15 protein-coding genes are annotated in these 13,242 nt (G+C 66.0%); 2 read left to right on the forward strand and 13 right to left on the reverse strand.

The features are described from left to right. Window positions 1-151: 151 nt before the first annotated feature. The gene (locus A7E77_RS02635; protein ID WP_063685696.1) at window positions 152-850 is read left to right on the forward strand and encodes a pirin family protein; all 699 of its coding nucleotides are present in this window, start codon (window positions 152-154) and stop codon (window positions 848-850) included. A gap of 187 nt (window positions 851-1,037) precedes the next feature. Here A7E77_RS02635 and guaA read toward each other — a convergent pair whose 3' ends face one another. The 6 genes from guaA to A7E77_RS02665 form a co-directional block, all read right to left on the reverse strand. Next, the gene (guaA, locus tag A7E77_RS02640) at window positions 1,038-2,594 is read right to left on the reverse strand and encodes a glutamine-hydrolyzing GMP synthase (RefSeq protein WP_063685699.1); all 1,557 of its coding nucleotides are present in this window, start codon (window positions 2,592-2,594) and stop codon (window positions 1,038-1,040) included. Window positions 2,595-2,835: 241 nt separating this feature from the next. Then, window positions 2,836-3,258, reverse strand: coding sequence for a 50S ribosomal protein L17 (gene rplQ / locus A7E77_RS02645; protein WP_063685701.1), 423 nt, complete (start codon window positions 3,256-3,258; stop codon window positions 2,836-2,838). Window positions 3,259-3,514: 256 nt separating this feature from the next. Next, entirely contained in the window at window positions 3,515-4,582 is a 1,068-nt protein-coding gene (locus tag A7E77_RS02650) for a DNA-directed RNA polymerase subunit alpha (RefSeq protein ID WP_017979463.1), read from the reverse strand. Between the two features lie 83 nt (window positions 4,583-4,665). Then, the gene (gene rpsK, locus A7E77_RS02655; protein ID WP_017979464.1) at window positions 4,666-5,055 is read right to left on the reverse strand and encodes a 30S ribosomal protein S11; all 390 of its coding nucleotides are present in this window, start codon (window positions 5,053-5,055) and stop codon (window positions 4,666-4,668) included. Window positions 5,056-5,139: 84 nt separating this feature from the next. Next, window positions 5,140-5,508, reverse strand: a complete 369-nt coding sequence (gene rpsM, locus A7E77_RS02660) for a 30S ribosomal protein S13 (protein ID WP_017979465.1) — start codon at window positions 5,506-5,508, stop codon at window positions 5,140-5,142. Window positions 5,509-5,677: 169 nt separating this feature from the next. Continuing rightward, window positions 5,678-5,923 (reverse strand): hypothetical protein, encoded by a 246-nt coding sequence (locus A7E77_RS02665; RefSeq protein WP_017979466.1) that lies wholly within the window; start codon window positions 5,921-5,923, stop codon window positions 5,678-5,680. Between the two features lie 99 nt (window positions 5,924-6,022). Between A7E77_RS02665 and A7E77_RS17845 the strand changes: the two genes are divergently transcribed. Next, the gene (locus A7E77_RS17845; protein ID WP_167509751.1) at window positions 6,023-6,166 is read left to right on the forward strand and encodes a hypothetical protein; all 144 of its coding nucleotides are present in this window, start codon (window positions 6,023-6,025) and stop codon (window positions 6,164-6,166) included. A gap of 173 nt (window positions 6,167-6,339) precedes the next feature. Here the strand turns inward: A7E77_RS17845 and A7E77_RS02670 are convergent, their stop codons facing one another. The 7 genes from A7E77_RS02670 to A7E77_RS02700 form a co-directional block, all read right to left on the reverse strand. Further along, a complete protein-coding gene (locus A7E77_RS02670; protein WP_017979468.1) occupies window positions 6,340-6,540 on the reverse strand; it encodes a hypothetical protein in 201 nt (66 codons plus the stop codon). A 148-nt stretch (window positions 6,541-6,688) separates the two neighbouring features. Further along, on the reverse strand, window positions 6,689-8,035 hold the full coding sequence (locus tag A7E77_RS02675) for a sensor histidine kinase (protein WP_063685703.1): 1,347 nt from the start codon (window positions 8,033-8,035) through the stop codon (window positions 6,689-6,691). A 78-nt stretch (window positions 8,036-8,113) separates the two neighbouring features. Next, window positions 8,114-8,809, reverse strand: coding sequence for a response regulator transcription factor (locus A7E77_RS02680; protein WP_017979470.1), 696 nt, complete (start codon window positions 8,807-8,809; stop codon window positions 8,114-8,116). Window positions 8,810-9,230: 421 nt separating this feature from the next. Further along, window positions 9,231-9,878 carry an adenylate kinase gene (locus A7E77_RS02685; RefSeq protein WP_063685705.1) on the reverse strand — a complete coding sequence of 216 codons (648 nt, stop codon included), beginning with the start codon at window positions 9,876-9,878 and terminating at the stop codon, window positions 9,231-9,233. Window positions 9,879-9,917: 39 nt separating this feature from the next. Then, on the reverse strand, window positions 9,918-11,282 hold the full coding sequence (gene secY / locus A7E77_RS02690; RefSeq protein ID WP_017979472.1) for a preprotein translocase subunit SecY: 1,365 nt from the start codon (window positions 11,280-11,282) through the stop codon (window positions 9,918-9,920). 224 nt (window positions 11,283-11,506) lie between these two features. After that, the gene (rplO, locus tag A7E77_RS02695; protein WP_017979473.1) at window positions 11,507-12,049 is read right to left on the reverse strand and encodes a 50S ribosomal protein L15; all 543 of its coding nucleotides are present in this window, start codon (window positions 12,047-12,049) and stop codon (window positions 11,507-11,509) included. 85 nt (window positions 12,050-12,134) lie between these two features. Beyond that, window positions 12,135-13,184, reverse strand: a complete 1,050-nt coding sequence (locus tag A7E77_RS02700) for an acyltransferase family protein (protein ID WP_063685707.1) — start codon at window positions 13,182-13,184, stop codon at window positions 12,135-12,137. Window positions 13,185-13,242 lie beyond the last annotated feature (58 nt).

The following is a 13,242-nucleotide window of genomic DNA, read 5'->3' on the forward strand; positions in this document are numbered from 1 at the left end:
TCCTCTCGCGTGTCGGCGCCCGCGTCAACGCACGTCATTTCGCGAACGGACCGTTGCCGTTTGCCGCCCTTCATCGCCTCGCCCACCCGCGCCATATTGCGGATCAACGAGGGCCGCCGGCGATCCGCCGCCCCTCATCGGGAGACGTATCATGATCGACCTTCGTCCCTTCGCGTCGCTGGGCGGTGCCAACCACGGCTGGCTCGATGCCAAGCATCATTTTAGCTTCGCCAATTACTATGATCCCAAGCGCGAAAGCTGGGGCAATCTGCGCGTCTGGAACGACGATACGATTGCGCCGCAGTCCGGATTCCCGCCCCACCCGCATCGCGACATGGAAATCATCACCTACGTCCGCGAAGGCGCGATCACGCATCAGGACAATCTGGGCAACCTCGGCCGGACCGAGGCAGGCGACGTGCAGGTGATGAGCGCCGGCACCGGCATCGCGCATGCCGAATATAATCGCGAGGATGTGACGACGAAGATCTTCCAGATCTGGATCCAGCCGACCAGCCGCGGCGAAAAGCCGAGCTGGGGCGCCCGCCCCTTCCCCAAGGGCGAGCGCGCGGGACAGTTCGTCGTGCTGGCGAGCGGTTACGAGGAGGACGGCGATGCGCTGCGCATCCGCACCGATGGCCGCGTCGTCGCAGCGACGCTGAAGGCAGGCGAAAGCGCGGACTATCCGCTGGGCAAGGACCGGCGCGGCTATCTGGTGCCGGCGACGGGTGCGGTCGAGATCGACGGCGTGCGGGTCAACGCCCGCGACGGCGCGGCGATCGCGGACCAGGACGTGTTGCGGGTGATCGCGCTGGAGGACAGCGAAATGGTGCTGGTGGACGTGGCGTAGGCACCTTCTGCACCGCGTGCCTCACCGCCCGAGACGCCGGTCATGCTGAGCTTGTCGAAGCAGGGTGAGACTCACCTGCCCTTCGACAGGCACAGCGCGAACGGTTCCTGTGTGGCGAGCGCTGCGGCGGCTGCTTGCCGGCGAGTGACCGGGCCGCGATCCCGCCCCGCAGGATCGCGAGGCCCGGTCACTCCCACTCGATCGTGCCGGGGGGCTTGCTGGTGTAATCGTAGACGACGCGGTTGACGCCCTTCACCTCGTTGATGATCCGGGTCGCGACCCGCGGCAGGAAGTCGCCGGGGAACTGGAAAGCCTCCGCGGTCATGCCGTCGACCGAGGTGACCGCACGCAACGCCAGCACGCTGTCATAGGTGCGACCGTCGCCCATCACGCCGACCGAGCGGACCGGCAGCAGCACCGCGAACGCCTGCCAGATCGCATCGTACAGGCCGGCGTTGCGAATCTCTTCGAGATAGATGGCATCCGCCTTGCGCAGGATGTCGCAGCGTTCCTGCGTGACTTCGCCGGGGATACGGATCGCGAGGCCGGGTCCGGGGAACGGGTGGCGGCCGACGAAGATTTCGGGCAGCCCCAGCTCGCGGCCCAGCGCGCGGACCTCGTCCTTGAACAGTTCGCGCAGCGGCTCGACGAGCTTCATGTTCATGCGCTCGGGCAGGCCGCCGACATTGTGGTGGCTCTTGATCGTCACCGACGGGCCGCCGGTAAAGCTGACGCTTTCGATGACGTCGGGATAGAGCGTGCCCTGCGCCAGGAACTCTGCCCCACCGATCTTCTTCGCTTCCGCCTCGAAGACGTCGATGAAGGTCTTGCCGATGAACTTGCGCTTCGCCTCGGGATCGGTGACCCCGGCGAGCCCGTTCATGAACAGCGTTTGCGCCTGCACGTGGACGAGCGGGATATTGTAATGGCCCCGGAACAGGCCGACGACCTGCTCGGCCTCACCGGCGCGCAGGATGCCGCCGTCGACGAAGACGCAGGTCAGCTGGTCGCCGATCGCCTCGTGGATGAGCAGTGCGGCGACCGCCGAATCGACGCCGCCCGACAGACCGCAGATCACCTTGCCGCTGCCGACCTGGGCGCGGATGTCGGCGATCTTGGCCTCGCGGAACTCGGCCATCGTCCAGTCGCCGGTCAGGCCGCAGACGTGGCGGGCGAAATTGGCGATCAGCTTGCCGCCGTCCGGCGTGTGGACGACCTCCGGGTGGAACTGCACGCCATAGAAGCGGCGCGCCTCGTCGGCGACGATCGCGAAGGGCGCGCCTTCCGATACGGCGACGGGGGTGAAGCCGGGGGCCAGCGCGTCGACCTTGTCGCCGTGGCTCATCCACACCTGGTGGCGCTCACCCTCGGCCCACAGGCCGTCGAACAGGCCGCAGCTCGTTTGCACGTCGACGAAGGCCTTGCCGAACTCGCCACCGTCGCCGGAGACGACGACGTGGCCGCCCAGCTGCGCGGTCATGACCTGCTGGCCGTAACAGATGCCAAGGATCGGCAGACCGGCGTCGAAGAAGCGCTGCGGCACGCGCGGGCTGTTCTCGGCCGTGACCGAGGCCGGACCACCGGACAGGATGATGCCGGCCGGCTTGATCCGGTCGAAGGCCTCGTCGGCGGACTGGAAGGGCGCGATTTCCGAATAGACCCCCGCCTCTCGCACCCGGCGGGCGATGAGCTGCGTGACCTGGCTGCCGAAATCGACGATGAGAATGCTGTCGCTGTGCTGCATGGCGCCGGCCTTAGCGGCGCAGCCGCATAAGGCCAAGCCCGGCCGGCGGGGCGAAGGCCCCGTCCGACGACGCGGCTTGGCCGCGGCGGGCCAAGTCTCTGACAGGCAACAAAAAGGCCGCACCATCGCTGGTGCGGCCTTTCGTATCCGAAGCACGACTCGGCAAAGCCGAGTCGTCGGACGTCGCTTGTAGCGATGCCGGCCGGACGAGGCTGGAGCCTCGATCCAGCTCCGCTGGCTCTTACGCCGCCTCGTCGAAATCCTCGTCCGACAGCACCGGGCCCGAATCCTGGCCCTTGGCCGAGACGTCGCGGTCAACGAATTCGATGATCGCCATCGGCGACGCGTCCGAGGCGCGGATGCCGGCCTTGATGATGCGGGTGTAGCCGCCGTTGCGGTCGGCATAGCGCGACGCGAGAACGTCGAACAGCTTCACCAGCTGCGCATCGTCGAGCAGACGGGCGTGCGCCAGACGACGGTTGGACAGGCCACCCTTCTTTGCCAGCGTCACCAGCTTTTCGACGTAGGGACGCAGTTCCTTCGCCTTGGCGACGGTGGTGGTGATCTGCTCGTGCTTGATGAGCGCGGCCGACATGTTGCGGAACAGGGCCGTACGATGGGCCGAGGTACGCTGCAGCTTACGGCCGCCGACGCGATGACGCATGGGTATTTCCTTCGTTTGTCAGGGGGCCGTGTCACGGAACCCCAAGGCTGGCGGTTTGATAGCAGGGGACCGCCGTTCACCCCTTTTGGAAAGTCACAAAAGTCACGCCGAGAAGGGTGTCTTTCGGTGGCCGGGTGGCGGTGCGGCGAAGCCGCACCGGTCACGTCGATCGGGTTCGGGTTGCGGCGTTGCCGCTCCCCGACCCGTCGGCCGGGCTGACGCCGTCTTCGGGATAGCATCGCTATCCCGATGCGGCTTAACCCATAATCTCCTGCTCGAGCTTCTTGGCCATCTCTTCGATGTTCTCGGGCGGCCAGCCGGGGATTTCCATACCCAGGCGGAGCCCCATCGACGAGAGCACTTCCTTGATTTCGTTCAAGGACTTGCGGCCGAAGTTCGGAGTACGCAGCATCTCGGCTTCGGTCTTGCCGACCAGATCGCCGATATAGATGATGTTGTCGTTCTTCAGGCAGTTCGCCGAACGCACCGACAGCTCCAACTCGTCGACCTTCTTGAGGAGGTAACGGTTGATCTGCTGCGTGTCGCCCGCCGTCTCGCCACCGGCTGCCGGAGCGGCCGCCTGGCCGATCGGCGCCGACGAGCGCGTGATCGCCGAATCGTCGAAGTGGACGAACAGCGCCAGCTGGTCCTGAAGGATGCGGCCGGCATAGGCCACCGCGTCTTCCGGGGTCACCGTGCCGTCGGTTTCGATCGTCAGCGTCAGCTTGTCGTAATCGAGGTCCTGACCGACGCGGGTCGGATCGACCTTGTACGACACTTGGCGCACCGGCGAATACAGCGCATCGACCGGGATCAGGCCGATCGGCGCATCGGCCGGACGGTTGGCGGTCGCGGGCACATAGCCCTTACCGATGTCGGCGGTCAGCTCCATGTTGAGCGTCGCGCCTTCGTCCAGATGGCAGATGACCAGATCGGGGTTCATTACCTCGATATCGCCCGACACGGCGATGTCGCCGGCCTTCACCTCGGCCGGGCCGGTGGCGGACAGCTGGAGACGCTTCGGGCCTTCGCCCTGCATCTTGAGCGCGATCTGCTTGACGTTCAGGACGATGTCCGTGACGTCTTCGCGCACGCCGGCAAGGCTGCTGAACTCATGCAGCACGTTCTCGATCTTGATCGAGGTGACCGCGGCGCCCTGCAGCGACGAGAGCAGCACGCGACGCAGCGCGTTGCCGAGCGTCAGGCCAAAGCCACGCTCCAGCGGCTCGGCCACGAAGGTCGCCTTGCGCTTGCCATCGCCGCCCTTCTTCTCAAGGCCGTTGGGCTTCTTCAGTTCCTGCCAGTTCTTTGCATTGACAGACACAGGTGTCCCCTAATTTGGGCCGGAACGGGGGCAGCTCCAGCCGGGAGAAAGACGCGCCGGCTCGTCAGCCGGCGCGTGGGTAATCAGACGCGGCGACGCTTCGACGGACGCACACCGTTGTGCGGGATCGAGGTGACGTCGCGGATCGAGGTGATCTGGAAACCGACCGCCTGCAGCGCGCGCAGCGCCGATTCGCGGCCCGAACCCGGACCCTTCACCTCGACCTCGAGGGTGCGGACGCCGTGCTCGGCGGCCTTCTTGCCGGCGTCTTCCGCGGCCACCTGAGCGGCATACGGGGTCGACTTGCGGCTGCCCTTGAAGCCCATCATGCCGGCGGACGACCACGAAATGGCGTTGCCCTGCGCGTCGGTGATGGTGATCATGGTGTTGTTGAAGCTGGCGTTCACATGCGCGACGCCGGCGGTGATGTTCTTGCGTTCGCGACGGCGAAGACGCTGCGGTTCACGTGCCATGGATTATGTCCTGACCTTAACTAGCTGAAACGCCGGGCGATCGTTGCCGACCAGCTTCCGGCGGAGAAGGAAGCGCGCAGGCGCTTACTTCTTCTTCCCTGCGATCGGCTTCGCCTTGCCCTTGCGGGTGCGCGCGTTGGTGTGCGTGCGCTGGCCGCGGACCGGCAGGCCCTTGCGGTGACGCAGACCACGGTAGCAGGCGAGATCCATCAGGCGCTTGATGTTCATCGCGGTTTCGCGACGAAGGTCACCTTCCACGGTGTGATCGGCGTCGATCGTCTCGCGGATCTGCAGCACTTCCTGATCGGTCAGGTCCTGAACGCGACGCTCGGCGGCGATGTTCAGCTTTTCCGTGATTTCCTTGGCCTTGGCCGGGCCAATGCCGTGAATGTAGGTCAGCGCGATCACCACGCGCTTGTTGGTCGGGATATTGACACCCGCGATACGTGCCATGAAACGTTTCTCCTAGCTCCACAGGGTTTGGCATGGCCGCACAAACCCCATCTCGTCGCATCTTCCGAGCAACACCTGCCCTGTACGCATGCACGCGACGCGCGCCAACAGGCGCCGCCGGGACCGGTGCTTCGGAAGGACAGGCAGGTAGGCGCGCGCAAACGCCCTGTCAAGCGAGCGGTTCCGCATTCGCGCGCACCTTCCTCAGCCCCACCCACCAGCGGCGGATGGCAATCGCCGTCCAGAGCAGCTCCACCGCGCCGAACGGCCAGGCACCCTGCAGGAACCCATAGGCCGAGCTGAGCAGGCAGCCGAAGGCGAAGCCCAATGTCCACCACGGCGACCGCTCCTCCATCAGGTAGCACAGCAGCATGAACAGGATGGCAAACAGGCCGAACAGATTGAGCGCAGTCATGCCGATCGCTGTACCGCTTTGCGACGCCGAGGCCAGCCGTTAACCTTTTGGTGAGCATGTCGGCGGCATCGTTCCTCAGGTCAGTCCGAGGAAGATGTCATGGCCCTGTCGCAACACGCCTATCGCCGGATCGCCCAGAAGGTGCAGATGCCCGCGCCTGCTACGGTGCCCTGGTCGGCGCCCTCGATGAGCGAGCTGATCGCGCGGATTGAGGCCGCCCTCGCGACGCGCCGGGCGGCGTAAGGGCCTACTTTCCTTACCGTATATATCGCCGTTCGCCCTGAGCCTGTCGAAGGGCGCCTACCCTCGAGCGATCCGCTTGCGATGAGGCGCCCTTCGACAGGCTCAGGGCGAACGGGTTACGGGAACCGGTAGAGGACGCGGTAGCGCCCCCCTTAAAGCGGTAGCGCGCGCCCTCACACCAGCGGGAACGGCGCCTTCGCGGTGAACGCCATCAGCAGCAACATGCCCGACAGACCGGCGGACAGGCCAACCAGCAGATAGCCGACATATTGCAGCATCGGCGGATTGGGCCGCTTCAGCTTGGCGTTCCGGGCCGCGCCCTGGAACACGAAGCTCATCAGCATGCCATAGGTGAAAACGATGGCCCCCAGCATAACGCTCCTTCTTGCCGTCTCCGGCGCAAAAGCCCCACATGCAGCCCCCCGGCCGCGTCCCGCCCGACACACTAAGCGCCGCGCCCTGACAAGTGGTTAACCATCGGCAGTGGGGAAAACGCGACGAGTGGGCGGATCGGCCCCGTGGTCAGGTCCGCGTCACCGGCAACACGATCCGCGCAATCAGACCCGGCGCGTTGTCGGCCAGTTCGAAACGCCCGTCGTGCAACCGTGCAACCGCCTCGATCAGCGCCATGCCGAGGCCCGCCCCCGGCGTCGTGCGCGCCGCATCCAAGCGGCCGAAGCGCTTCAGCGCCTGTTCGCGATCCGCCTCGGCGATCCCTGCGCCGCGGTCCTCGACCTGGATCGCAATCGCCGTTGCGTGTCGTTCCAGCCGCAGCGTCAGTGCGCCACCGTCGCCGGCATGTTTCAACGCATTGTCGATCAGGTTGCCGATCGCCTGGCTCAGCAATTCGCGATGGACGCGCATCACCGGCGCCGTGTCGTCGATCGCGACGGTGAAGACCAGCCCCGCGTCCTCGGCGACCGGTTCGTAGAGGTCGGCGATCTCGCGCACCAGTTCGGCGGGTGCCACCTCGGTGAAGCGGTCGCGCGACACCGATTCGGATCGGCTGATCTCGATCACCATGGTCAGCATCCGCATCACGAGGTCGGTTTCGGTGAGCAGGCCGCCTAGCGCCGCCTCGCGCGCCTGCGGATCGGCGATCAGCACCGCCTGCTCGGTCTTGGTGCGCAGACGCGCGAGCGGGGAGCGAAGATCATGGGCGAGGCTATCGGTGACGACGCGCAGTTCGACCATCAGCCGTTCGAGCTTCGACAGCATCTGGTTCAATCGGTCCGCCAAGCGATCGAAGGCATCGCGGTGGGCGGGCGTCAACGGCACGCGCCGCGACAGGTCGCCTTCGCTCACCGCCTCAATCACTGCGGCGATGCGCGTCAGTCGGCGGCCGACGTAGCGCGCGAGGATCAGCGCGGCGACCACCCCGAGCAACAGCGACAGCAGCACGGCGATCACCAGCGCATCCTCGATCGCACGACGCTCGGTATCCACCACGTCGAGCCGGCGGCCGGCGAACAGCCAATGGTCCCCGATCGGACGCAGAACATAGCCGATGCCGTCGCGCGTGGTCGGCGAAACGACATCGCCGATCCGGAACGCGGTGGGCAGCAAGGCCGGCGACAGCCCGGGGGGCAACGTGCCTGCCACCGTTCGGCCCTTGTGATCCAGCACCGCGATAAAGAAGGAACTGTCGTCGCCCGTATGGGCCTGGGCGGTCGCCGCCACCACCGGCGGCAGCCCACCGATGCGATAGAGCGCGCGCATCGCCTCGGCATGTTCAATCGTGTCGCGGCGCACAGTGTCGACGACCACCGCATCGGTCTGTTTCCAAACGAATCCGAGCAGCACGATATTGGCGACCAGCGTCAATAGGATCGACAGCAGGGCGATACGGGCGGTGACGGACAGGCGCATGGCTCGCCCTATCGCATCCGGCGGTCAGCGGACAGTCCGGGACGGCCCCTTGCCAAGGACAGCCGCTACCGGCCGAACTCAGGCGGGATCGGCCGCCAGACGGTAGCCCGCACCGCGCACGGTATGGAGGATCGGGGTCGGAAAGCCTTCCTCCAGCTTGCGGCGGAGGCGACCGATATGGACGTCGACCACGTTGCTGCCGGGATCGAAATGGTAGTTCCAGATCTTCTCCAGCATCATCGTGCGCGTCACCACCTGCCCCGCATGCCGCGCGAGGAATTCCAACAGGTTGAACTCGCGCGCGCCGAGCGGGATCGACCGGCCGGCGCGGGTGACGGCGCGGGAGAGCAGGTCGATCTCCAGATCGCCGACCGACAGGCGCGTCTTGGTCGGCTCCGCCCCGGCGCGGTCCGATCGGCGGACGAGCGCCTCGATCCGGGCCGACAGTTCGGCGAACGAGAAGGGCTTGCAGAGGTAATCGTCCGCACCCGCCTTCAGGCCGTCGACGCGATCGTCCACCGCGCCGAGCGCCGACAGGATCAGCACCGGCGTATCCAGCCCCGCCGCGCGAATCGCGCTGACCATGGCGAGGCCGTCGAGGCCCGGCAGCATGCGGTCGGCGATGATGAGGTCGAAGATGCCCTCGCTGGCGAGAAACAGACCGTCACGCCCGTCATGCGCGGCTTCGACCGCGTAACCGGCTTCGGACAGGCCCTTGGCGAGATAGGCCGAGGTCGACGCATCGTCTTCGACCACCAGGATCTTGCGGGTCATGCGCGCTCCTTTCGCCTGTCTGCAACCGTCTGCCTTCAAACGGGAACGGCCGGCGGAAAGCAAGCCCTCCGCCGGCCGCCACGGCACCCCCGGGAGTGTCGGGCGCCGATCTCGTCGAACCGTTCGGCCGCGTGGCGACCATGGGTCCGGTGTACGGAATGCGAGGTGGAGGGGCGATGACCGCGACATGACAAAAGCGTCATTCGAGTGGGTATTGGAGGTCGGGTCGGTTGGGGTGAGCGCCTCGCGCCGCCCACCCCGTCATTCCCGCGCAGGCGGGAATCCAGACGCGCAGGTCTTCGAAAGAGCCGAAAGGTCAGAGGTTATGGATTCCCGCCTTCGCGGGAATGACGACATGTCCTGCAAACGAAAAAGGGCGGCCCAACCGGACCGCCCTCTCGTTATTCAAACCTGAGCGGGCTCACTCGCCGTCGAGGATCGTCGCGATCTCGTTTGCGACATGCTCGATGTCGGCCATACCGTTGACCCGCTGCACCAGGCCGCGCGCCTGGTAGATCGGCAGGATCGGCGCGGTCTTGGCGCGATATTCGTTCATCCGCGTCCGCACGGTCTCGGCATTGTCGTCCGGCCGGCGCTTGAACTCGGTCGAGCCACACACGTCGCAAACGCCAGCGACCTTGGGCAGCTTGAACCGGTCATGATACCCCTCGCCGCACTTGGCGCAGGTGTAGCGGCCCTCGACGCGCTCGATCAGCGCGGCCTCGTCGACCTCCAGCTCGATGACATGATCCAGCGTCATGCCCCGCGCTTCGAGCAGCGAGTCGAGCGACGCGGCCTGCGCCGCGGTGCGCGGATAGCCGTCGAAGATCGCGCCGCCACCGACGCCCTGGTCGAGCCGCTCGCCGATCAGCGCAGAGACGATGTCGTCCGACACCAGCTCGCCCGCATCCATCACCGCCTTCGCCTGCAGCCCGACGGGCGAGCCCGCCTTCACCGCAGCGCGCAGCATGTCGCCGGTCGAGAGCTGCACCATACTGCGCGAGGCCATCAGCCGCTGCGCCTGGGTGCCCTTGCCCGCCCCCGGCGGCCCGAGAAGGATGATGTTCACGCGTGTCCCCTTGTCGTCGGTGCAATCGTCGTCGCGGCGTTAACGCAGGCGCCCGCCCTTCAGCTTCGCCTTCTTGATGAGGTCGCCATACTGATGCGCCAGCAAATGGCTCTGGATCTGCGTCACCGTGTCCATCGTCACGTTGACGACGATCAGCAGGCTGGTGCCGCCCAGGTAGAAGGGGATCGACAGTGCCGAGACCAGATATTCCGGCAGCAGGCAGATGATGACCAGATAGGCCGCGCCGATCACCGTGATGCGCGTCAGCACATAGTCGAAATAGGTTTCGGTGTTCTTGCCCGGGCGGATGCCGGGAATGAACCCGCCATAGCGCTTCAGATTGTCCGCGGTCTCTTCCGGATTGAAGACGACGGCGGTGTAGAAGAACGAGAAGAAGATGATGCCGGCGGCGTAAAGCGCCATGTACACCGGCTGGCCGTGCGCCAGATATTGATTTAGCGCGATGATGAAATCGCCCCACTTCGACTGGCCCGCAACGCGCTGACCGGCGAACTGCGAGATCGTCAGCGGCATCAGCAGCAGCGACGAGGCGAAGATCGGCGGGATCACGCCCGCGGTGTTGATCTTCAGCGGCAGGTGGCTGCGATCCGCTTGCATGCCGCGCTGCGTCTGGCGCTTGGGATATTGGATCAGGATGCGACGCTGCGCGCGCTCCATAAAGCAGATGAACAGGATCAGCGCGACGACCGCGACGATGATGCCGATCAGACGCACCGCGTCGATCGAGCCCGAGCGACCGCCTTCCAGCAGGTTGACCAGCGTGGTCGGCAGGTGGGCGACGATGCCCGCCATGATGATGAGTGACACGCCGTTGCCGATGCCGCGGCTGGTGATCTGCTCACCCAGCCACATCAGGAACATCGTACCACCGATCAGGCTGATGACCGCCGCAATGCGGAAGGTCATGCCCGGCTCGATCACCGCCTGCACGCCATTGGTCGCCGACAGCGCTTCGAGGCCGACGGCAATGAAATAGCCCTGGATCGCGGTCAGCGCGACCGTGCCGTAGCGGGTGTACTGATTGAGCTTCTTGCGGCCCGATTCGCCTTCCTTCTTGATCGCGGCGAGCTGCGGCGACAGCGAGGTCGACAGCTGCACGACGATCGACGCCGTGATGTACGGCATCACGCCCAGCGCGATCAGCGACATGCGGCTGAGCGAACCACCGGAGAAGGTGTTGAAGAAGTCGAGCACGCCGCCCGTGGTGCGCTGGCTCAGCAGGCCCAATGCGGTCGGATCGATGCCCGGCAGCGGCACGTAGGACAGCAGGCGGAAGACGATCAGCGCGCCGATCGTAAACCACAGCCGCTTTTTAAGGTCGGTCGCCTGCGCGAATTTCGCGAGGCTGATGCTTTGCGCCATCTGGTCGGCTGCGGATGCCATGCGTGTCGGTGTCCTGAAACGAAAACGGCGGGTAAGCGTTTGTCCGCCCCCGCCGCTCATATAGGCGCTACGCGCGCCTTGTCTAATCGCGACGCACCTCGTTTCTCATCCCTTCGTCCCCCCGGGGTCATTGACCCCCGGTCCATTCGCCCGCCGCAGTGTCGCCAGCGGGCCAATGGATGCCGGGTCAAGCCCGGCATGACGAAGGATGAGACGAGAGCGGCTTACGCCTTGAACGACGCCTTCTTTTCCTGGCGCGCCTTATAGGCGACGCCCTTCTTGGCAGCGGCCTTTTCCGACGCCGGAACGACCGTCGGGATGTCGAGCGAGCCACCGGCCTTTTCGATCATCTCACGCGCACCGGCCGACACGCCCGCGACGTGGAACGACAGCTTGGCGGTCAGGTCGCCCTTGCCGAGCACGCGCACGCCGTCCTTGCCGCCGCGCACCAGACCGGCCGCCTTCAGCGCCGCCTGATCGATCGTGCCCTCAGCCGACAGCTTGCCCGAATCGATCGCCTTCTGGATCGCGCCGGTGTTCACCGTGGCGTAGTCCTTGGCGAAGATGTTGTTGAAGCCGCGCTTCGGCAGACGCATGTGGAGCGGCATCTGGCCGCCCTCGAAGCCGGCGATGCTGACGCCCTCGCGGCTCTTCTGACCCTTGACGCCGCGGCCGCCGGTCTTGCCCTTGCCCGAGCCGATACCGCGACCGACGCGGATCTTGGACTTGCGGGCACCTTGGTTGTCGCGGAGTTCGTTGAGCTTCATGATATGCACTCGCTTTCGCTTGTTACGCGCTGATGGATTGGAAGCCGGCGCGCATAGCGGCATCGCCCCCGCTTGTCACGTGCTTTCAGCGCGACGGCGCCCGCGGGAGCAGACGCGGAAGCCAGCGCTCAACAGCCCACGCGAGCACCACCAGCAGCACCGCCGCCAGCGCGAAGCCCCCTGCCCCCTTAGCACGCTGCCAATCGACCAGCAGCGGCATGTGCAGGACGTATAGGCCATAAGAGATGCTCGCGACCCCGGACCAGAGCGCCGGCGACCACGCGCTGGCACGCCCCATCAGCCGGCCGACCGGACCGAACATCACCGCAACCACGACGGCGGCCACCACGAAATGTCGCAGCGGCAAGATCGGATAGAGGCCGATCCCATATCGCGGCTGCACCAGCGCCACCACCAGCGCGACGCCGCAGAGCGCGATCAGCCACGCCAGCGGCACCGCGATCGCCCGGACGGTCCGCTCTCCATCGAGATAGGCCTGTGCTGCCATCGCGCCCGCCCACCACAAGGGATAATAGGCGATCACCAACGCCAGATGGTTCGGCACCATCGCGAACAGCGCATAGGCCCCGCAGCCGATCGCGCCCACCGCATGCGTCGTCAGCGCAGGTCGCTTGGTCCATAGCGCCAGCGTCGGGGGGAAGATGATGTAGAAGGCGATTTCATACGACAGCGACCATAGCGGATCGTTGCCCAGATACGGATCGGCCCACACCCCGGGCTTCAGCGTCGACACGTCCTGTATCGCCAGCAACGTGCCGACCAGCCGCCCCGCATCGAAATGCCGCGCGAGCGTGCCATTGTCCCAATAGACGAGCGTCGAGACGATCATCGCCACGATCAGCGGCGGATAGATGCGCCGCACGCGCCGCCACGCATAGCCGCGCGGCGACAGCGCCCGGACACGTTCGTTCGCGAAGATCACGAAGCCGCTCAGCAGGAAAAAGACGATCACCGCCTCCTGCCCGAAGCGCAGCAGATGCCCGGTCGGTCCAGGGAATCCGTAGCCTTTGGCGACATGGTGGGCGACGACGTACAGCGCCGCGCAGGCGCGCGCGGCATCGAGCAGCGCGCGGACGCTGGGGCTCAGCGCAGGGGGCTGCGGCTTGGCGCTCATCGAAGCCGGTCGCGCAAACGTCGTGCAGGGATCATGCGACTAGGTGGCACAGATCGCT

Source organism: Sphingomonas sp. NIC1 (genome assembly GCF_001638925.1).
Lineage (GTDB): Bacteria > Pseudomonadota > Alphaproteobacteria > Sphingomonadales > Sphingomonadaceae > Sphingomonas > Sphingomonas aquatilis.